This is a genomic window from Rhodobacter sp. NTK016B (assembly GCF_017303295.1).
Lineage (GTDB): Bacteria > Pseudomonadota > Alphaproteobacteria > Rhodobacterales > Rhodobacteraceae > Pararhodobacter.
Window position 1 is genome coordinate 295,796 of record NZ_JAFKOK010000002.1, and the last position, 19,702, is coordinate 315,497.

18 protein-coding genes are annotated in these 19,702 nt (G+C 64.1%); 6 read left to right on the plus strand and 12 right to left on the minus strand.

What is annotated here, in order from left to right:
* Positions 1-222: 222 nt before the first annotated feature.
* Positions 223-1,572 carry an NAD(P)-binding domain-containing protein gene (locus JI664_RS03805; protein WP_207012387.1) on the minus strand — a complete coding sequence of 450 codons (1,350 nt, stop codon included), beginning with the start codon at positions 1,570-1,572 and terminating at the stop codon, positions 223-225.
* A 165-nt stretch (positions 1,573-1,737) separates the two neighbouring features.
* Here JI664_RS03805 and JI664_RS03810 point away from each other — a divergent pair, with 165 nt between their 5' ends.
* Entirely contained in the window at positions 1,738-3,039 is a 1,302-nt protein-coding gene (locus JI664_RS03810; protein WP_207012388.1) for an ABC transporter substrate-binding protein, read from the plus strand.
* 12 nt (positions 3,040-3,051) lie between these two features.
* Here JI664_RS03810 and JI664_RS03815 read toward each other — a convergent pair whose 3' ends face one another.
* From JI664_RS03815 to JI664_RS03835, 5 genes are all read right to left on the minus strand, one after another.
* On the minus strand, positions 3,052-3,771 hold the full coding sequence (locus JI664_RS03815; protein ID WP_207012389.1) for a FadR/GntR family transcriptional regulator: 720 nt from the start codon (positions 3,769-3,771) through the stop codon (positions 3,052-3,054).
* A 136-nt stretch (positions 3,772-3,907) separates the two neighbouring features.
* Positions 3,908-5,281, minus strand: a complete 1,374-nt coding sequence (locus JI664_RS03820; RefSeq protein WP_207012390.1) for an ammonium transporter — start codon at positions 5,279-5,281, stop codon at positions 3,908-3,910.
* A 418-nt stretch (positions 5,282-5,699) separates the two neighbouring features.
* Positions 5,700-6,194 carry a flavin reductase family protein gene (locus JI664_RS03825; protein WP_207012391.1) on the minus strand — a complete coding sequence of 165 codons (495 nt, stop codon included), beginning with the start codon at positions 6,192-6,194 and terminating at the stop codon, positions 5,700-5,702.
* A gap of 18 nt (positions 6,195-6,212) precedes the next feature.
* A complete protein-coding gene (locus tag JI664_RS03830) occupies positions 6,213-7,445 on the minus strand; it encodes a styrene monooxygenase/indole monooxygenase family protein (RefSeq protein WP_207012392.1) in 1,233 nt (410 codons plus the stop codon).
* A gap of 23 nt (positions 7,446-7,468) precedes the next feature.
* Positions 7,469-8,245 carry an SDR family oxidoreductase gene (locus JI664_RS03835; protein ID WP_207012393.1) on the minus strand — a complete coding sequence of 259 codons (777 nt, stop codon included), beginning with the start codon at positions 8,243-8,245 and terminating at the stop codon, positions 7,469-7,471.
* Positions 8,246-8,423: 178 nt separating this feature from the next.
* Between JI664_RS03835 and JI664_RS03840 the strand changes: the two genes are divergently transcribed.
* Complete coding sequence (locus JI664_RS03840; protein WP_207012394.1) at positions 8,424-9,431, plus strand: AraC family transcriptional regulator; 1,008 nt, start codon at positions 8,424-8,426, stop codon at positions 9,429-9,431.
* Here the strand turns inward: JI664_RS03840 and JI664_RS03845 are convergent.
* Genes JI664_RS03845 through JI664_RS03870 form a run of 6 tightly spaced genes read right to left on the minus strand, consistent with a single transcriptional unit; the run spans position 9,424 to position 16,157 of the window.
* On the minus strand, positions 9,424-10,236 hold the full coding sequence (locus JI664_RS03845; protein WP_207012395.1) for an ATP-binding cassette domain-containing protein: 813 nt from the start codon (positions 10,234-10,236) through the stop codon (positions 9,424-9,426). The two genes, JI664_RS03840 and JI664_RS03845, sit on opposite strands and share 8 nt — an antisense overlap.
* Positions 10,233-11,102: an ABC transporter ATP-binding protein gene (locus JI664_RS03850; RefSeq protein WP_207012396.1), complete on the minus strand. Its 870-nt coding sequence runs from the start codon at positions 11,100-11,102 to the stop codon at positions 10,233-10,235. Before JI664_RS03850 ends, JI664_RS03845 begins: the two co-directional genes overlap by 4 nt.
* 10 nt (positions 11,103-11,112) lie before the next feature.
* Positions 11,113-11,964, minus strand: a complete 852-nt coding sequence (locus JI664_RS03855; protein ID WP_207012397.1) for an ABC transporter permease — start codon at positions 11,962-11,964, stop codon at positions 11,113-11,115.
* Positions 11,957-12,964 (minus strand): ABC transporter permease, encoded by a 1,008-nt coding sequence (locus tag JI664_RS03860; protein ID WP_207012398.1) that lies wholly within the window; start codon positions 12,962-12,964, stop codon positions 11,957-11,959. Before JI664_RS03860 ends, JI664_RS03855 begins: the two co-directional genes overlap by 8 nt.
* A gap of 48 nt (positions 12,965-13,012) precedes the next feature.
* Entirely contained in the window at positions 13,013-14,536 is a 1,524-nt protein-coding gene (locus JI664_RS03865) for an ABC transporter substrate-binding protein (RefSeq protein ID WP_207012399.1), read from the minus strand.
* 58 nt (positions 14,537-14,594) lie between these two features.
* Positions 14,595-16,157 carry a phytoene desaturase family protein gene (locus JI664_RS03870; protein ID WP_207012400.1) on the minus strand — a complete coding sequence of 521 codons (1,563 nt, stop codon included), beginning with the start codon at positions 16,155-16,157 and terminating at the stop codon, positions 14,595-14,597.
* A 103-nt stretch (positions 16,158-16,260) separates the two neighbouring features.
* On the opposite strand from JI664_RS03870, the gene JI664_RS03875 reads away from it, so the two are divergent.
* The 4 genes from JI664_RS03875 to JI664_RS03890 are packed head-to-tail and all read left to right on the plus strand — an operon-like array spanning position 16,261 to position 19,702.
* A complete protein-coding gene (locus tag JI664_RS03875; protein ID WP_207012401.1) occupies positions 16,261-17,052 on the plus strand; it encodes a cyclase family protein in 792 nt (263 codons plus the stop codon).
* A gap of 5 nt (positions 17,053-17,057) precedes the next feature.
* Entirely contained in the window at positions 17,058-18,620 is a 1,563-nt protein-coding gene (locus JI664_RS03880) for a phytoene desaturase family protein (protein ID WP_207012402.1), read from the plus strand.
* Positions 18,617-19,087 (plus strand): MarR family winged helix-turn-helix transcriptional regulator, encoded by a 471-nt coding sequence (locus JI664_RS03885; protein ID WP_207012403.1) that lies wholly within the window; start codon positions 18,617-18,619, stop codon positions 19,085-19,087. The genes JI664_RS03880 and JI664_RS03885 overlap by 4 nt, the downstream gene beginning before the upstream one ends.
* A gap of 27 nt (positions 19,088-19,114) precedes the next feature.
* Entirely contained in the window at positions 19,115-19,702 is a 588-nt protein-coding gene (locus JI664_RS03890; protein WP_207012404.1) for a VOC family protein, read from the plus strand.

Consider the following 19,702-nt stretch of genomic DNA (forward strand, 5'->3'; position numbering starts at 1 on the left):
TCCTGTCGGTTTGTGTGGCTAAGGCACTGCCCGTCATCGGGCAGAAATATTCCTTATGCTCAATCTTTTTTCTTTTCAGTCAACACAAGAATTGACGCCTCGGCAGTCGCCGCGTGCCTGCCTACAAGGCGCAACACGCTATTCCCGCCCGGAAGCAAAGACTTCCGGGCCGGGGAAAGGGCCGGCATTCAGACCGGCCCTTCAGGTCGAAACTGCGGGCGATCAGTTGCGCAGATAGGCGGTCATGCTGTCGTCCAGCGCATCCTTCCACGGCGTGTGATGCACGGGCGCCATGGTGCCGGTGATGACCGATTTGTACGAGTTGTTGCGGAAGCCCATGATGTCTTGCATCTTGTGCTTCTTCCACTCGAAGAAGGCCTGACAGGCGCCGTCGATGTCGAAGCTGGGATAATCCGTCTCGGCCACGAGTTCCTTTACGTAATCCGCCTGATACTGGATCGCGTATTTGGTGTCGTCGTCGGCTTCCTCGCGCTCTTCGCGCTCTTTCACATCAGCCAGCATCTGCTCTTTGGAGACCGCCGAAAGGTCGATCTTGCCCATGATCGCGTCCCGCGCCCACCAGGCCTGCGCGTCGAACATGTTGAAGGTGAACCACTGGTCCTGCATGCCGAGATAGAACAGCTTCGGGTTATGGACCCACGCCACGCCCTTATAGAGATCGGCGGTGGCGAGACGGTTGGCGGTCTTCAGCCGCAGATCGTCGGGCAGGAAGTTGAAGAAGTGCTTGTAGCCGGTGCACAGGATGATCGCATCGACTTCCTTGCTCGACCCGTCCTTGAAATGCGCGACGTTGCCGTCGACCTTGACCAGCGCGGGCTTTTCTTCCCAATTGTCGGGCCAGGCGAAGCCCATCGGCGCCGAGCGGTAGCAACTGGTGATCGACTTGGCGCCGTATTTCCAGCATTGCGACCCGATATCCTCGGCCGAGTAGGACGCCCCCATCACGAGGATGTCCTTGCCCGCGAATTCGCGCGCGTCGCGGAAGTCGTGGGCATGCAGCAAGCGACCGTTGAAGCGCTCGAACCCTTCGTAATACGGGACGTTCGGCGTCGAGAAATGGCCCGAGGCGACGACGACGTTGTCGAATTCCTCGCTGTAGACGTAATCCTTCTGGTGGTCGTGCAGCGTCACCGTGAACTTGCCGGTATTGTTGTCGTAGTCGATCCAGCGCACCGCGGTGTTGAAGCGGATCCAGTCGCGCACATTGGCCTTTTTCACGCGGCCTTCGATATAGTCGAACAGCACGGCACGCGGCGGGTACGAGGCGATCTGCTTGCCGAAATGCTCCTCAAAGGAATAATCGGCGAATTCCAGCCCCTCCTTGGGGCCGTTGGACCACAGGTAGCGGTACATCGAGCAATGCACCGGCTCGCCGTTTTCATCCACCCCGGTGCGCCACGTGTAGTTCCACAGCCCGCCCCAATTGTCCTGCTTCTCGAAGCAGACGATCTCGGGGATTTCCTCGCCATTGGCGGCGGCGGACTGAAAGGCGCGAAGCTGCGCCAGACCCGACGGCCCGGCACCAATGATCGCGACACGTTTCTTGCTCATGAGTGGCTCCCTTGTCGAATTTTTTAATTGGTTCCATGTGGTCCGGACCAAAGTACGCCGCCAGCAGACCAAAATGTCAACAATAATTCACGGCAGGCATATGTTTTCATTGCCAGGAGCATCATTTCCCTTTTGACTTCAAAGGGTCCGGTGCTACGAATTGGCATGCTCAACTCCAGTTTCGCGCACCGTATGGCGGTGACCTCGCTGTTTCCCCAGAGCCGAGTCGGCATGAACGAGCCGGTGAAGATCGGCTTTCTCGCGCCATTGACCGGTCCCGTCAGTTCCTGGGGCCTGCCGGGGCTGCGGGGGTGCCGGTTATGGGAGGAATGGCTCAATCGCGCGGGCGGCATGTTGATCGGCGGGCGGCGCTATCCGGTGTCGATCATCCCCTTCGATTGCGGCTACGATCCCGAACAGGCGATGGAGGGGGCTCGCCATCTGGTGCGCACAGAACAGGTGCGGCTGCTGATGATGCTGGGCGGCGACACGTTCACGCCGGTGCGTCAATTCCTGAACGAAAACAAGGTTCTGACATCAACATTACTGCCATCGGACCTGTCACCCGACACGCGCTATCTGATTGCCCCCGCCGAGGTGCATCCGCTCTATAACGTCACCGCCGTCGACTGGCTGTCGCGCGCCCGGCCCGGAATCCGCAAGGTCGCGCTGTGCAGCCAGAAGGACGCGCATGGCCTGCCTTCGGTCGCGACCTACCGCGCCGCGTTCGAGGCCGCGCGAATCGATGTGGTCAAGGATATCCTCTATGATCCGTCGGAAACCGACGTGGCCAGCATCGTGCAGCCGATGCTCGATTCCGAACCTGATCTGCTGTGCTGGTGTACCAGTTACACACCAATGGTCCACTCAATGACCGAGTACGCCCATAAAATGGGCTACAAAGGTGAAATTCTGTCCTGCACGATGGACAACTACCAGCGACTGGTTGCGCGCACCTCGCTGGATTTCATGGACGGCGCGATCTTCCAGTTTCCCGATTTCGACGACCCGAAGCTGGCCAAGAAGGCGTTCTTCTTCAACCGCCCCAGCACCTTTTTCAAAGAGTACAACGCCCGCTACCCCAACAGCTGGAGCGCGGTGAGCTGGGAATATGTCGCGATCCTCGATCTGTGGCACGCGGCGGTGGAAAAGGTGGGGTCGGTCAACCCGGTCTCGGTGCTGAACACGATGAAGCACATGGACACGACGACGCATGCATTCGGCGCGGCCCGCTGGTGGGGCGAAAGCATCTTCGGCATCGACAACGCGCTGGTCGGCGACTGGCCGGTGGTCACGCTTCAGGAAGGCCGCGCGCGGATCGTCGAATTCGGCTCGGTCCCCGACTGGCTGGAAAAGCACGAACCGCTATTGCAGCGCCATCTCGGCGCGGTCGGCCAGCTCTGGCGACAAAGGCTCGAGACCGGCGATCACAAGACCGGCCTGACCTCGCGCGTTGTCGAAAGCTGACACGGGCGCCGCTTAGCCGTCGTGCAGGAACAGTTTCTGCTCTTCGACCAGATGCAGCTTGGTGATCTCGACCGCGGCCTCGACATCGCGGGTGGCGATGGCGTTGAACAGCGAGTTGAAGCGCGTCTGGTATTCCTGAATCCGGTCGGGCGTCAGGTGCTTGCGCATCAGCGCGGTGCGGAAGGACTGCCGGCAGACCTCGATCGTCAGCTCATAGCAGGATTCCAGCAGCGGGTTGCGCGTCGCCTTCGCGATGCGGCGATAGAATTCTTCTTCGCAGCGAATGAACTCGTTTAGATCGGTGCGCACCGCCTCGATCTGCGCGACGGTCTGGGCCAGCGCATCAAGCTCGCGCGGGGTCATGTTCATCACCGCCAGCCGCGTCATCTCGGGCTCGATGATCGAGCGCACGATCAGGTGGTCAAGCGGGCTGGTACGCTCGCCGATGGAATCGGGCGAGGGCGTTTCGGGACGCTCGGATTGATAGATCACGAAACTGCCGCTGCCCTGCCGCCGGCGGATAAGCTTGCGCGTTTCCAGCACATCCAGCGCCTCGCGCACGGTATTGCGCGACACCCCAAGCTCGGCCGCCAGCGCGCGTTCGCTGGGCAGGCGGGAATCGGGGGGGTATTCGCCCGAGCGGATCCGCGCATACAGCGTGTCGATCACGATGCGGACGGTTTCGCCGACCGTCTGGCCGATGGGCAGCTCCGCTGTGGGCAAAGAGTTCATGAGGGATCTACTTCGAAACGATACGGGTCCAGGGCTTTTGCCAAGCATAGTGCAGGGGTTGTGCAAGCCACAAGCATGACCCGCTGAATAGTGAAGGCCCCGGCACGAACCGGGGCCTTCGGTTCTGGTCTTGCGATCAGGCCTGTGTCGGTGTGTCGGCGTGGGTGACCACGTCGGGCTCAAGCCCCCAGCGCACCACGTCGAGGCCCTTGATCTGATCCTCGTCCGAGACTTTCAGCCCGGTCGTCGCGCGCAGAAGGACGGACAGGACAAGCCCCGTAACCACCCCCGCGCCGATGCAGACCACGATCCCGGCCACCTGCATCAGAAGCGAGATCTCGCCATGCTGGAAGGCATAGGCGCCCTCTTCGATGCCCAGATACCCGCCGCGCGGCGTCCCGGACTTGAAGATACCCACAAGCAGCATGCCCAGCACGCCGCTTCCAAGGAACAGCGGGAACAGCTTGTGCTCGTCGATGCCGCGCTTGAGCGTGAACTCGTAGACCGCGTAAGCGGCAAGCGGTCCGGCAAGCCCGACGATGAAGGCCTGCCACGGCAGCCAGACATCAAAGCCCGACGCCCCCGCCACGTAGCCCGCAAGCGGCCCCAGCAGCGTGTAGGCATAATTGCCCGAGCGATAGGCCAGCAGGATGCCGGTGATGGCCCCGCCTGCCCAGACCAGCGCGTAATTGTTCAGCGCGATGCCGACGCTGGTATCGGCCATGGTTACGCTGACGGCATGCGCCTCGGGGTCGAAGAAGAACAGGCACGACATGATCACCATCGGCAGCCCGGCAAAGATGATCAGCAGCCCCGGTGCGCACAGCCCGATACTGGGCGCGAGATAGGCGCGGACCTCGGGATGCGGCTCCATCATGCCCGGGCGCTTGCCCATCTGCGCGTTGAGCACCAGCGCAATACCGGCGGGGAACATGTAGACGAAGCCCACGCCGAAGAAGTCGTGAAAGCCGAGATTGGTCAGCGGGCCGACCGAACCCCAGGTCACCCAGCTCAGCACCGACGACCCCAGCGTCGCCACGATGCAGGTGACGTAATAGGCCGAGGGCTTCATCCGCTCGGAGACCGAGAAATGCAGCAGGATGTTGATGATCCCGGCAAAGACCGCCAGGAAGAAGATGAAGATCTGGAACGTGTTCAGACCGGGAAAGACCGCCGGATCGACATGCTGCGCCAAGGCATTGGTCAGGTTCCCTCCCAACCACCAATCCTTGATCGAATCCATCAGCGTGCCATCGGCCATGATGTAGTATTGCGCGGCCCAGAAGCCGAAGCCGATCCCGTAATAGGTCGCAAAGCCCAGAAAGAAGCCCAGCACCTTCTCGATGGTCGAGTTGAACAGGCTGCGGCGGCGCGCGGTACCCGCGTCGATCAGCAGCAACCCGACGACCACCAGCAGCGCCCCCACGGTGCCGGATGCGTATAGGATATTTTGTACCAGTGAATTCAATGTCACCTGTTCCGCGTAAAACGCGGTTGTGTCGACGGACATAAGCTCCTCCCTCTTGTGTCCCTGAGTCGTTCCGCCGGCTTTTCTTTGCGGCTTTTGGGGCTGCAGAAGGACAAACGTCGGATGGCGCCTGCCGCCGATCGGCACGGGAACCAATTCAGACCGGTTACAGTCCGCCTTGGCCCCACTGGATCATGTCCGACAATTGGTTCTTTTCAAAGATATTTTTGAATTCAAAATTTACTATCTACTTTCAATGCAATAGGCCAACATAGTGGAATAATTTTCCTGCAAAGAAAGAACCAGTTATCACCCAGAAACGCTAGATTCAGGCAGAATCACAGGGCCACTTCGCTTGGCCTCAACGCCGCGAGGCCGGGATCCGGACACCAAAACAGACGCCCCGCGCGGTGGCGGGGCGTCTGTGACTGCGGGTGATCTCCTGCGTTTTCGGCGCCGCTCAGAGCGGCGCCAGACGGTGGAAGCGCGATTGCTCGTAGAGCAGTGCGGCGCCCTCGGCCTCGCTGATATCGGTGATCTGTCCGATAAAGACCTGATGCGTTCCGGCGGTCAGGCTTTCGGCCACCTCGCAGGAAAAGGCCACTCGCGCATCGGCCAGAACAGGCAGGCCCGAAGCGTCGTCGCGCCAGTCACCCAGCGCGAACTTGTCCTCGCCCGTGGCGCCGCCCGCGCCGGCAAAACGCATCGCCACGTCGCCCGACGGATCGGGCAACAGGTTCACCGCGAAGCGCCCGCTTTCAAGGATGCCCTGGCAGGTGCCGGTGGCGCGGTTGACGCAGATCAGCAGGCTGGGCGGGTCCGCCGTTACCGAACAGACCGCCGTCGCGGTGATCCCGCGCCGTCCCTGCGGGGTGAGCGTGGTGATGATCGTCACCGCGCCCGGAAACCGCGCCATGGCGGACCGGAATTGACCGGGATCGACAGACATGCCCATGATCTCTCCTTTTCTGGCTCAGGCCGCTTTCAGCTCGGACAGATAGGCCGAGGCCGCATCGGGATCGGCGAACCACGGGAAGAAATCGCGCGGATCGTCGAACGCATTGGCGATGCGGTGCGCCAGTCGCGGCTCGACGCAGGCGGTGCCCATGATTTCCAGAATGAAGGGCGGCGGCGGGGCCAGCATCATGTTGGTCCAGTTGACCACCCATTGCGCATAATCCCAATAGGCATCGAAGGTGCCCTGCATCCACGCGCCGTCAAACGGCCGATCGCCGTGGTCCAGAATGCGCTTCAGATAAACCCGCGCCGCCTTGGCCGCGTTGTTCGAGCCCTGCCCCGTGATCGGGTCATTCAGGCAGACGGCATCTCCCAGCCCCAGCACCATGGCGCCCGAGGGCAGCGTACCGATGGGCTTGCGCACCGTCGGCGGGAAGCGGCCTGCAAGGAAGCCGTTATCGTCGGTCAGGGTGACATCGGTACACCGCTCGGCCTCCCACGGCAGGAAGGTTTTCAGGATGCGCTTCGACGTTTCCAGATGCTGCTCGGGGCTTTTCACCTCGGCCCAGCAATCCATCGGGCCGCCGGGCACGCCTTCGAACACCATGATGTCGCAAGGCCCGGTGGTGGTGAGCGCCGGGAAGACAAAATACTCGCCCACGCCGGGGATAAGGTTGAAGTTGACCGCCGAGTATTCGGGCCGCGGCATCATGCCCTTCACATAGGTCAGCGCCAGCGCGCGCTGCGGCCGGTCATAGGGCGATTTCGAGGCGTCGCGTTCGAACATCTTGCCCACGTCGCCCTTACCCGAGGCCACGATCACCAGATCGTCCTCGCGCGCATACATCTCCATATCGGCGATGCCCGCTTCCTTCAGAACCAGACGCCCGCCCAGTTTCTCGAACTCGGCCATCCAGCGCGGGATTTTCACCCGCTGATCCACGGAATAGGCGTTGCGATCAAGGCGCGACGCCCAGTCGACCACCTTGGCGCCCGGCTGTTCGGGATGGGGCACTGTGAAGCTGATGCCTTCGACCGGCGGGCAGTGATCGGTCCAGAAGTCGATGCCCAGCGCGCGCTCGGCCTCGATCGCGTCGCCGAACATACACTGGCTGGACAGCACCTTGCCGGTCGCCATGTCCTGCGCGTCGCGATTTTGCACCACACGCACCTGATAGCCCTGTTGCAAGAGGCCGATGGCCAGTTGAAACCCGGACTGGCCGCCGCCGATAATGGTGATCTTTCTCATAGTCATCTCCCTGTTTTTCTTTATCATTCCATCAGTTTCGGGATCGCCGGGACGGCCTGTTCCGGGCCCATGGCGGTATAGCCGCCATCGACGCGGATATCCGTGCCGGTGATGAAGCTGGCCTCGTCCGAACACAGGAAGAGGACAGTATTCGCGACCTCTTCGGGATGCCCGGTGCGGCCCAGCAGGTGGAAGGGCGCGGCGACGGCATCGGTCTTGGCCCGGTCGCCGCCGGTCAGCTGGTCCATGATGTTCGACCATGTCCAGCCGGGGCTGACGGCGTTGACGCGGATGCCGTCGGGCGCAAGGTCCATCGCCTGATTGCGGGTCAGTTGCAGGATCGCGGCCTTGCTGACCGGGTAGAGCCAGCGCCCGGTCTGCGCCACGCGGGCCGAGATCGAGCCGAAATTGACGATGGCGCCTTTCGTCGCCGCCAGATCCTTGCGCGCGGCCTGCATCAGCATGACCGAGCCCACGATATTCACATCGAGCGCTTCCAGCCATTCCGCGCGCGGCGACTCCGCCCCGTTATCGAGGTATGAGCAGGCGACATTGACCAGAAAGTCGATACGCCCATAGGCGTCGCGCGTGGCCTGAACCAGAGCTGCGATATCGGCGTCGCTGCGCAGATCGCAGCGGGTGAAGCCGACGCCGTCGGCTTCCATCGCGGCGCCGCCCTCGGCGTCGATATCGGCCACCATGACACGCACGCCCGCCGCCCGGAACGCGGCCACCACGGCCCGTCCGATCTTCGTCGCACCGCCCGGAACGATGGCAACCTTGCCGTCCAATCCCCGCATGACTTTCCCCTGTTCTGGCTTGTTTGACAGGCAGTCTGGCAGGGTCGCGGGCACTGACTATCCGCGCAGCACGCGGACTATCCGAAAAACGAAAAAACCTTCATCCAAACGTAAAAATATGTGCATTCGCATGTATCGACTGGTATCCTGATCCGGTCACCGGCAATGGGAGGCTGCGATGGCACGCTCCGCGTCGGCTCCGCTGGCCGCACACGCGCTGTTCCATACCCACGACCTTGACGAAGCGCGCGAGCGCGTCGCGGCGATCTTCTGCCCGCACAGGCTGGATCGGATCGGGCCGGGCGCGTTCGATGCCAGCCATCACCACATGCGCGGCGAGCGGCTGTCGCTGAACTACATTTCCTACGGCACGAAGACGCTGATCGCGCCGGGCGAGCTGCGCGATTTCTACCTCTTGCAGATGCCGCTTTCGGGCGCGGCCTCGATCCGCAACGGGTCGGATTCCTACGTGTCCGATCAAAGGCGGGCGGCGGTGCTGAACCCGCATCACGCGACGACGATGATCTGGGACGAAGAATGCCGGCAGGTGCTGCTGCAAATCGACCGCGCGGCGCTGAATACGCATCTGGCGGGTCTGATCGCCGGGCGTCCGGACCGCCCGCTGACCTTTACCGGCGCGCTGGATCTGGGCACGGCGCAGGGCGCGGCGCTGAAGGCGCTGGTGCTCTATCTGGTGGCCGAGGCCGATGCGGGGCGCTCGGCCCTGCGCCCCGGAAGCCTGTTGGGACGGCAGATCGAAAGCACGCTGATGACCGGCCTTCTTGAGGCGCATCGGCACAATTTCACCGACGCGCTGAGCCACAGCCGGGGCCATGCCCCCCTGCCCCGGATGGTCCGTCAGGCCGAGGATTTCATGCGCGCCCATGCCGATCAGCCGCTGGCGATCGAAGATGTGGCGCAGGCGGTCGGCGTCAGCGCCCGCACGCTGCAACTGGCCTTTCGGCGGTTTTGCGACACCACCCCGATGGCATTCTTGCGCGATGTGCGGCTTGACCGGGCCGATGCCGATTTGCGCGCGGCGATGCCCGGCGAGAGTGTGACGGAAATCGCCACGCGCTGGAGCTTTGGCCATTTCGGTCGCTTCGCCGGGATGTATCGCGCGCGCTTCGGCTGCACGCCGCGTCAGACGCTGCAGGACGCGCTGGCCGACAAATTCGTCAGCTAGCGCGTTCGAACCACGGCTTCTTCGGATCGGGTTCAGGGATCGCTTCGAGCAATTCGCGCGTATAGGCCGCCTGCGGGGCGGCAAAGAGCGCCTCGCAGGCGGCATCCTCGACGATCTCGCCCTGATGCAGCACCAGAACCCGGTCGCACAGACGGCGGATCACGCTCAGATCGTGGCTGATAAAGGCCAGCGTCAGGTTCATCTCGCGCACGAGATTGCGCAGGATCGACAGCACCTGCGCCTGGCTCGACACATCAAGGCCCGAGACGATCTCATCCGCCAGGATGAAATCGGGCCTGAGCGCGATGGCGCGGGCGATGCCGATCCGCTGACGCTGACCGCCCGACAACTCATGCGGGAAACGCGCGCCGAAACTGCGCGGCAGCCCCACCCGTTCCAGCGCTTCAAGCGCACCTTCGCGCGGGTTCGGGCGACCATGCAGCGACAGAGGTGCTGCGATGATGCGCGCGACGCTCATACGGGGATTGAGCGATGACATCGGGTCCTGAAAGATCATCTGGAAACGATGGCGCAACGGGCGCAGCGCGGGTTCGGGCAGATGGGTCAGGTCGGTGCCGTCGAACGTGACGCGCCCGCCCGTCGGTTCCAGCAGACGCACCAGCGCCCGGCCCAGCGTGGACTTGCCCGAGCCCGAGCCGCCGACGATGCCCAGTACCTGCCCCTTTGGAATCGTGAAGGACATGCCCTTCAGGATCTCGATCCGGGGAGCTGCGCCGAAAAGCGGTTTGCGGGTCATGTCGGGCAGCGACAGGCGCAGGTCCTCGACGCGGTAAAGATCGCTCATGTGTGCCACCTCAGATCGGCTTCGGCCACCGCGCGCCGCGCCTCGGCGATCACCGCGTCGGGAACCGGTGTCAGATCGGCATCGGGATCGGTATGGCGCGGTGTCGCGGCCAGAAGCGCGCGTGAATAGGGATGTTGCGGGGCGTCGAAAAAGGCGCCGACTTCGGCCTCTTCCATCACCAGCCCGCCATAGAGGACGGTCAGCCGCTGGCAGATCTTGGACACCACGCCCAGATCATGCGTCACGAACAACAGCGCCGTCTCGTGGCGGGCCTGCATTTCGAAGATCAGCTTCAGGATCTGCTTTTGCACCGTCACATCCAAGGCCGTCGTCGGCTCATCCGCGACGATCAGCCGGGGTTCGGCGGCAAAGGCCGAGGCGATCAGCACCCGCTGACGCATCCCGCCCGACAGCTCGTGCGGATAGGCGCGCAGCACGCGGTCTGGCTGCGGGATATGCACATCGTGCAGGATCTCGGCGGCGCGGGTCCGGGCGCGGGCACGGTCCCAGCCGAGGATATCGACCAGCCGGTCGGTGATCTGCGGCTCGATCCGCCGTGCCGGATTGAGCGCGGTCAGCGGATCTTGCGGGATCAGTGCCGCCTTGCGCCCGACCAGCGTGCGCCGCTTGCGGGGCGGCAGGGTCAGCAGGTCGACGCCGTCAAGCTCGATCGAGCCCGAGACGATCCGAGCCGAGCGCGGCAGGATGCCCAGCACCGCCTTGCCGATCATCGACTTGCCCGCCCCGGATTCGCCCACGAGGCCCATCACCTCGGTCGCGCTGACATCCAGCGAGACATCACGCAACAGCCTGTGGCGCGTGCCGCGCAAAACGACCGAGAGGTCGCGGATTCGCAGGTAGCTCATGCCCGCCCCCTCAATTCAGCACCGGGTCGAAGCGGTCTTTCAGACCCTCGCCCAGTTGCGAAAACGACAGCACTGTCAGGAACAGCGCGACCAGCGGGAACACCAGAACCCACCACGCCTGATGGATCGACAGCCGCCCCTCGGCAATCATCCCGCCCCATGTCGGATCGTCGGTCGATACCGACAGGTTCACGAAAGACAGGATCGCCTCGACGATCACGGCGATGCCCATTTCCAGCGTCAGAAGAACGGCGATGGTGGACAGGACGTTTGGCAGGATCTCGGTCAGCAGGGTCGACATCCGCCCCCGCCCCGCCACCTGCGCCGAGGCCACGTAATCCATCGCCCCCTGCGCCATCGCCTCGGCCCGGACGACCCGGGCGAAGCGGGTCCAGTCGATGACGATGATCGCCACGACGACCGAGGTCAGCCCGGTGCCCATCACCGCGATCAGCAGGATCGCGAACAGGACCGGCGGGAAAGCCATCCAGATATCGACAAGGCGCGAAATGACCATATCCGCCCAGCCGCGGAAATACCCCGCGATCAGACCCAGAGTCGCACCGATGAGCGCCGTCGCGGTGCCCGCGATCAGCGCCACGATCAGCGCCACGCGCCCACCATACAGGATGCGGCTCAGCACATCGCGGCCCAGACTGTCGGTACCAAGCCAATAGCCCGGCTCGGCGCCGTCCATCCAGAAGGGCGGCAGGCGGCTGGTGAACAGGTCCTGCATCAACGGATCCTGCGGCGCAATCCACGGCGCGAACACCGCGCCGATCACCAGCGCCGCGATCCAGCCCGCCGACAGCCAGAGCCGCAGCCCGGCGGTGCGTTTCACAAGCGAACGACCGTCAAGCATGGCGCAACCTCGGGTTCAGCACGGCGTAGAGCAGGTCCACGGCAAGGTTTACCATCGTGAAGAGCAGCGCGAAGAGCAGCACGATCCCCTGAATAAGCGGCAGGTCGCGGTTGATGACGGCGTCGATGGCCATGTTGCCCAGCCCCTCGTAGGAAAAGAGCCGCTCGATGATGACGGTGCCGCCGATGAGGAAGGTAAACTGCACACCGATCAGCGTCAGCGTCGGCAGGACCGCGTTGCGCAAGGCCTCGCGCAGGATGACGTGGTTCTCGCTGTAGCCCTTGGTGCGGGCGAGCGTCACATAGTCCAGATGCATGGTTTCCTTGAGGCTCTGCTTGAGCAATTGGCCGATGATCGCCGCCAGCGGGATCGCCAGCGCCAGCGCGGGCATCAGCATGTGCTGCACGAGGTCCAGCCAGAGATCGAAGCGCAGCCTGACCACGCTTTCGAACAGGAAGAACGAGGTGGCGAATTCCGGTGCCAGATTGGGCGAAACGCGCCCCGATATGGTAAAGACCGGCCACAGCACGCCAAAGAGCAGGATCAGCACAAGGCCCCACAGGAAATCGGGCACGCTGAGCGCCATGCCGTTGGCCACGTCGAGCGCGCCCTCGGTCCGGGTATAGCGCAGCCGCGTGCCGGTCAGCGCCACCAGACCGCCCAGCGCGACCGCGATGACCAGCGCCATCACCGACAGCTCAAGCGTCGCGGGCAGGCGTGACAGCACCAGCCCCAGCACTGGCTGACGGGTGGTGATCGACGTGCCGAAATCCCCCTGCACGACACCGCCGAGCCAGATGAAGAATTGTTCGGGAATGGATTTGTCGAGCCCGTAAAAGGCTTGCAGGCGGGCGATATCGGCCTCGGTCGCGCCCGGGGGCAACATCATGGCGACGGGGTCGCCGGGAACGATACGGATCACGGCAAAGACGATCACCGCCACGCCGAACAGCGTAACGAGCGTGGTCGCGATCCGCGAGAGGAGTCGGCGCAGGAACATGGGAACCTCGGGCAGCCGGGGGGCAGCAAGTGCCGCCCCCCGGGGACATTACGCGCGCGTCATCAGATGCGGCAGCAGCGCACCCGAAGCATGCGGCACGACATTGACGCCCGAAGCGTGCAGGATCGGCTGAACGTATTGCAGCAACGGCAGCACATAGGCGTGCTCGGCGATATAGCGCGAGACGTCCTTCCAGCCCTGGATCCGGGTTTCCTCGTCGGGTTCAGCCCAGAGCGGCGCGATCTTCTCGATCAGGTCGGGGCTGTCCCAGACCGAATGCGGCGACGGGCCGAACATCGCGAAGCCGGTCGAGGTAGTCGGATCACCCACCGAGTTGCCCCAGTTATAGAACGCGGCCGGTGCAAGCTGGTCGGCGGCGCGCAGCTCGTAGTGGCGGGCGACTTCGTAGACCTCGATCTCGGCCTCGATACCGACCCGGCGCCACATGCCGACGATAGCCTGGATCATCTCGTAATCCTTGGGCTTGAAGCCGCGCGTGGTCTGGATCGTGAAGCGCACCGGGTTGTCGGAGGAATAGCCCGACTCGGCCAGCAATTCGCGCGCCAGATCGGGGTCATAGGGCACTTCGATCGACGGGTCATAGGCCGCATATTCCGGCGTCTCGAGCGTGCTGATCGCCACACCGTAGCCCGAAAGCAGGCGGTCGATGATCAGTTGCTTGTCGACCGCATAGACGGCGGCGCGGCGCACGTTTTCATCAAGCATCACGTCGATATCGTTGAAGAAGATCATTGCGATATCGCTGACCGGAGCGGCCACGCCCGCAAGGCCCGAACGCTCGCGCAGGCGGTCGTATTCCTCGTAGGGGATTTCCAGCGTGACATGGCTGCGGCCCGATTCCACCTCGGCCACGCGGCTGGCGGCATCGGTGACGAAGCGGATGGTGACGCTTTCGAATTCGGGCACGCCGTTCCAGTAATCGGGATTGGCCCGCAGCCGGACGAAAGCGTTGCGCTCGTATTGCTCGACCATGTAGGGGCCGGTGCCGATCGGGGCGGCTTCGAAGCCATCGGCGCCGACGCGCTCGTAATAGGCTTTGGGCAGGACGTAGCCGGTCAGGAAGTACATCCACTTGAAGATCGTCGGATCGAATTGCTGCACATCGGCGATGACGCGGTTGCCCTCGACCCGGTGATTGGCCAGCGTGCCCCAGACGAACTGGATCGGGTTGCCGGTGGCGGGATCAGCGGCGCGGGCCAGCGACCACGCGACATCCTCGGCGGTAAAATCCGAGCCGTCATGCCATTTGACGCCCTCGCGGACATCCATCCAGACCTGCGTGCGGTCCTCGTTCCAGCCCCAGTCGGTCAACAGGCCGGGCGCGGGCGACAGGTCGGGCTCCTGCAGGATGAACTGATCGAAGACCGACTGATAGATGCCCTGAATCGTCGGGTTGACGGCCGAAGGGCCCACGGTCGGGTCCCAGCTGGGCAGGTTGACGTTATAGGCGATCACCAGCTCGTCGATGGCCTGCGCAAAGCTGGGCATCGCGACGCTCAGCGTCACGCTGGCGGCGGTCATCTTCAAAAGACTGCGGCGTGAGAAGGTCATTGTTTGTTTTCCCTGTTGTCGGTGGTTTTGATCGGTGCCCCGTTTGTCGGGGTCTGGTTCATGTCAGGCGTTGCGCAAGCTGATAGCCCGGCCCCGCGCCCGTTCCGCCCCCCGGCCAGACGGCGGCGCCGGTCAGGTGCAGGTTGCGGATCGGCGTGCTGCCATCGGCATGGCCGGGGGCAGGACGGAAGAGGAAATGCTGCGCCAGATGGTGACTGCCGCAAACCTGATCGCCGCCCACCAGATTGGGGTTGTCGGCCTCCAGTTCGGCGGGGGTGACAAGACGGCGGCCAAGGATCTTGGCCCGCGCGCCCGGCGCATAACGCTCGAGGATCTCGAGCGCGCGTTCGGCCATCGGTTCGGCGGCTTCGGTCCAGTCGCGGGCGGTGATCTGGCCCGCCGCATCGCCCTCGATCGTGCCGGGGACCATGCGGACCTGCATCCACAGCACATGCTTGCCTTCGGGCGCGCGCGACGGGTCGAACACGGTCGGCTGGCCCACGACGATGATCGGCTCGTCGGGCAGAAGACCGGCCTTGGCCTGCTGATAGGTGCGCGCCATCTGATCGAGCGAGGGCGCCAGATGCACATAGGCGAAGCCCTTGAGCGCATCGCCCGCCGCCCAGTCCGGCAGGCTGTCCATCGCAAGGTGAATCATCATCGTGCCCGGCGCGTGGGCGTAGCGTTCCATCCGGCTGTCGAAGCCCGCATCCCCGGTGCCGCCGGTCAGCCGCACCAAGGCCTTCGGCGCCAGATTGGCGATCACCGCTTTCTTCGCCGCGATCCTCCGTCCATCGGCAAGGATCACGCCGCGGGCGGTGCCGTTCTCATGCTCGATGCGCGTGACCTCGGCCCCGCATTCGACGCGACCGCCCCGGGCTTCGATGGCCCTGACCATCGCCTTCGTCACGGTGTCGGCGCCCCCCTGCCCCAGCGCCATGCCGAACGCCTGTCCTGCCATCCCTTCGAGATAGGGAAACAGCGCGCCGCCCGCGCTGTCGGGCGCGTAATCCAGATGCATCCCCCACGCGGCCAGCATCGCGCGCAGTTTGTCCGAAGCAAACGTCTCGGTCAGCCAAGCGCGCGGCGAGGCCAGCAAGAAGCGCGTCAGTTCGAGCGACCCATTCAGTCCCCGGCGCCGCCACAGGCCCCACAAGAAATATGCTAATGCACGCATTTTCATCGGCGAGCCGAGCAGCGCGAACACGTCTTCGGCCCGCTCGCCAAAGCCTGCCGACAGCGCTTCCCAGGCTTTGGCATCGACCTCGGACAGGGCCGCGATGCGCGCGCGGTTGGCGTCGGCATCCTGCTCTATTCCCAGCCATGTGCCATCGGGAAAGGCCGAAGCAAAGGGGCGATCCACCGGCGCGAAGGAAAGTCCGTGCCCGGCCAATTCTTCAGCGAATTGTTTATGAAACTGGCTTCCGGCGAACAACGACAGGTTCATTGCGCCCCAGTCGTGGCGAAAGCCCGGCAGGGTATACGCGCCGGATTTCACCGCGCCGCCGGGCTCTGCCGCCCGCTCGAACACCCCGACGCGCCAGCCCTTGGCGGCCAGCATCAATGCACAGGCGAGAGAATTGTGTCCGGCGCCGATCAGCACCGCGTCAAGATCGTCCAAATCGAAGCCCCCTCGAGTCGAAATGATATTTGCAAATGCATATAAATCTGTCTAGTCTGTTTTTGTGAAGGGCCGAGACAGGCCCAAGACAGGGAGAATCGCCATGAGCGCAGCCAATCTTTTGACCCAACTAGCCGAGCATCTGACGTCGGGCGGAATCGAGGTGGTGGATTGCACCGGCACCCTGGGGCCGGACACGCCGATCCTGCAGCTGCCGGAAGATTTCGCGCGCAACACGCCGAAGGTCGAAATCCACAAGATCAGTGAATATGACGATGACGGCCCCTTTTTCGCGTGGAACTGGATGGTGCTGGGCGAGCATACCGGCACCCATTTCGACGCGCCGCATCACTGGGTGACGGGCAAGGATTTCTCGGACGGCTATACCGACACGCTGGACATCAAGCGGGTCGTCGCGCCGGTGAACGTGCTGGATTTCAGCGCCGAATGCTCGAAAGATCCCGACTTCCTGCTGACGATCGACCATGTGAAAGCGTGGGAAGCCGAGCATGGCGAGATCAAGGCGGGCGAATGGGTGGTGCTGCGGTCCGACTGGGACCAGCGCGCGCATGACGAGGCGCTGTTCCTCAATGCCAACGAAACCGGCCCGCACACGCCCGGACCGACCGCCGAGGTGATTCAGTACCTGATCGACAAAGGCATCGTCGGCTGGGGCAGTCAGTGCATCGGCACCGATGCGGGCCTTGCGGGCGGCATGACGCCCCCCTTCCCCGCGCATAACCTGCTGCACGCCAATAACCGCTTCGGCCTGGCCTCGCTCGCCAATCTCGACAAGCTGCCGGCCAAGGGCGCGATCCTGATCGCGGCGCCGCTGAAAATCGTGAAGGGCACCGGCTCGCCCATCCGCGCGCTGGCGCTGGTGCCGAAGGGCTGACGCGCATGGCGGCCGATCACGTCATCATCGGGTCCGGTATCAACGGGCTCGTCGCTGCGGCGCTGCTGGCGCTCAAGGGCCACAAGGTCACCGTTCTCGAACGCGAGGACCGGCTGGGTGGCTGTCTGATGACCGAGGCCGCGACGCTGCCCGGTTTTCAGCATGACGTGATGGCCGCGACATGGGTCTTGTTCATGACCTCGCCTGCAGGCGCGGCCTTGGGGCCGCATCTGGAGCGCCACGGGTTCGAATATTGCCACAGCCCCCATCCCACCGCGGTGCTGCGCCCTGATGGCAGTGCGCTGGCGCTCAGCATGGACCCGGCGCGCAACCGCGCCGCGTTCAATGCGCTGGCCGAGGGCGACGGCGATCAGCACGCGGCGGATACCGGGCAGATCGGGGCCGATGCGCCCTTCCTGTTCGGGCTGCTGGGGGGCGAGCTGTGGTCATGGAGCACGGCGCGGCTGCTTTTCGGTCAGGTGCGCAAGCGCGGTCTGCGCGGGCTGGCCGCATGGATGGGGCAGGCGCTGGCCCCGGCGCGCGGCTGGCTGGAATCGCGCTATCAGAGCCCTCTGGTGCAGGCCCTCTGGGCGCCATGGGTTCTGCATTGCGGGCTGACGCCCGAATCCACCTATTCGGCGCAGATGGGCAAGGTCATCGCCTTCGCGCTCGAGGCTGCGGGCGCGCCCGTGGTCAAGGGCGGCTCGGGCGCGGCGGTCGCGGCGTTCAAGTCGCTGATCGAAGCCCATGGCGGTACGTTCCGCACCGGCGCCGATGTCGCGAAGATCGAGGTCAGCGACAGCCGCGTGACCGGCGTGACGCTGACCAGCGGCGAGACGATCGCCGCGCGCTCGGTGCTGGCTTCGGTCGCGCCGGGGCAATTGTACGAGCGGCTTCTGCCCGATCAGCAACTGAGCCAAGAACGCGCCGCGCTGCCCGAATTCCGGCACGGGCGGGGCGATTTCCAACTTCATTTCGCGCTGGAACGCGCGCCGGAATGGCGCACCGAGGGGCTCGAAGACGTCGCACTCATCCACCTCTCGGACGGGATCGACGCGGTGTCGAAATCCGCCAACGAGGCCGAGCGCGGGCTGTTCCCCGAAACGCCCACCATCTGCGTGGGTCAGCCCTCGCGCCTTGACCCGACGCGCTGCCCCGAGGGCAAGGCGATCCTGTGGCTGCAGATCCCCGATGCGCCGCGCACCATCAAGGGCGATGCCGCAGGCCAGATCGCGGGCACAGCGTGGGACGAAACCACGCGCGAGGCCTTCGCGGACCGGATCGAAGGCATTCTTGCCCGCCACATCAAGGATTTCGACCAGATCAAGCTGGCCCGCCGCGCCTATTCGCCGGCGGATCTGGAAGCGCTCAATATCAACCTTGTGGGCGGCGATCCCTATGGCGGGCATTGCGGCATTGACCAATTCTTTATCTGGCGTCCCTTCGCGCATTCCACCAACGGGGTTGGTCCTGTTCGCGGCCTGATCCATATCGGCGCCTCGACGCATCCGGGGCCGGGCCTTGGCGGCGGATCGGGTTTCAACGCGGCGAAAAGGCTGGGGGCATGAGCGATCAAGGAAAACGACCAACGCGGCTGGGCGAAACGGGGCTGGAAGGCTTCGCGCCCTATCTGATGAACCGCATCATGGGCCGCTATAACGCCGAGGTGCGCGCGGCTCTGGGCCAGAACGGATTGTCCACGCCGAAGATGCGCGCGCTGGCGGTGCTGTCGGTGGTCCCCGCGCCGCTGATCCGCGAACTGGCGGTCTATGCCGTTACCGAACAATCGACGCTGAGCCGGGCGCTGGATCAGCTTGAGGCCGATGGCCTTGTGCGGCGCGAAGCCGATGCCAGCGACAGCCGCGCCACGCGCATCCATATCACTACTGCCGGTCTGGCCGTGTTCGAAGGCCTGTGGCCTCACATGACCGACGCGCAGGAAACCATGTTCCGGGACATCTCGGACGATGAGCGGCAGGCCTTTCTGGGCACGCTGCAGAAGATGCTGCGCAACATCCGCAAGCACGAGTTCTGACCCATCCAGCCCCGAAGGGACCCTGCCATGAAGACCCTTGTAGCCACCGCTTGCCTGACGGCTCTGGCCCTGCCCGCCATCGCCGACCCGATGCCGGGGATGCGCGGGGTCAATCATATCGGCCTGACAGTGCCGGATCTGGATCAGGCCGAGGGTTTCTTTTCCGAGGTTCTGGGCTGCGAGCGGGCGATGGCCTTCGGGCCGTTCCGCGACGACGAGGGAACCTTCATGCAGGACCTGCTGGGCGTCGATCCGCGCGCAGTGGTCAACCAGATCCGCATGCTGCGCTGTGGGTTTGGCAGCAATATCGAGCTGTTCAGCTATGACGCGCCCGATCAGACCGTGATCGAGCAACGCAACAGCGACATCGGCGCCTATCACATCGCCTTTTATGTCGACGATATCGATGCCGCCGCAGCCTATCTGCGCGACGCGGGCATACAGACGAATATGGGGCCGCTGCCGGTCACCGATGGTCCCGCTGCAGGGCAGAGCATCCTGTATTTCTCGGCGCCCTGGGGGTTGCAGTTCGAAGCGATCTCGTTCCCCGAGGGCATGGCATACGAACACGAGGGCGGCCCGATCCTGTGGTCGAACACCGCCCCCTCGGAATAA

Bases quoted from the DNA above. Each gene is read 5' to 3' on its own strand.
- JI664_RS03875 (WP_207012401.1), top strand. From the start codon at position 16,261: ATGAGCGCAGCCAATCTTTTGACCCAACTAGCCGAGCATCTGACGTCG.
- JI664_RS03810 (WP_207012388.1), top strand. From the start codon at position 1,738: ATGCTCAACTCCAGTTTCGCGCACCGTATGGCGGTGACCTCGCTGTTT.
- JI664_RS03855 (WP_207012397.1), bottom strand. From the start codon at position 11,964: ATGCTTGACGGTCGTTCGCTTGTGAAACGCACCGCCGGGCTGCGGCTC.
- JI664_RS03830 (WP_207012392.1), bottom strand. From the start codon at position 7,445: ATGAGAAAGATCACCATTATCGGCGGCGGCCAGTCCGGGTTTCAACTG.
- JI664_RS03860 (WP_207012398.1), bottom strand. From the start codon at position 12,964: ATGTTCCTGCGCCGACTCCTCTCGCGGATCGCGACCACGCTCGTTACG.
- JI664_RS03845 (WP_207012395.1), bottom strand. From the start codon at position 10,236: ATGAGCGATCTTTACCGCGTCGAGGACCTGCGCCTGTCGCTGCCCGAC.
- JI664_RS03840 (WP_207012394.1), top strand. From the start codon at position 8,424: ATGGCACGCTCCGCGTCGGCTCCGCTGGCCGCACACGCGCTGTTCCAT.
- JI664_RS03820 (WP_207012390.1), bottom strand. From the start codon at position 5,281: ATGTCCGTCGACACAACCGCGTTTTACGCGGAACAGGTGACATTGAAT.
- JI664_RS03805 (WP_207012387.1), bottom strand. From the start codon at position 1,572: ATGAGCAAGAAACGTGTCGCGATCATTGGTGCCGGGCCGTCGGGTCTG.
- JI664_RS03815 (WP_207012389.1), bottom strand. From the start codon at position 3,771: ATGAACTCTTTGCCCACAGCGGAGCTGCCCATCGGCCAGACGGTCGGC.
- JI664_RS03885 (WP_207012403.1), top strand. From the start codon at position 18,617: ATGAGCGATCAAGGAAAACGACCAACGCGGCTGGGCGAAACGGGGCTG.
- JI664_RS03825 (WP_207012391.1), bottom strand. From the start codon at position 6,194: ATGGGCATGTCTGTCGATCCCGGTCAATTCCGGTCCGCCATGGCGCGG.
- JI664_RS03880 (WP_207012402.1), top strand. From the start codon at position 17,058: ATGGCGGCCGATCACGTCATCATCGGGTCCGGTATCAACGGGCTCGTC.
- JI664_RS03865 (WP_207012399.1), bottom strand. From the start codon at position 14,536: ATGACCTTCTCACGCCGCAGTCTTTTGAAGATGACCGCCGCCAGCGTG.
- JI664_RS03890 (WP_207012404.1), top strand. From the start codon at position 19,115: ATGAAGACCCTTGTAGCCACCGCTTGCCTGACGGCTCTGGCCCTGCCC.
- JI664_RS03835 (WP_207012393.1), bottom strand. From the start codon at position 8,245: ATGCGGGGATTGGACGGCAAGGTTGCCATCGTTCCGGGCGGTGCGACG.
- JI664_RS03850 (WP_207012396.1), bottom strand. From the start codon at position 11,102: ATGAGCTACCTGCGAATCCGCGACCTCTCGGTCGTTTTGCGCGGCACG.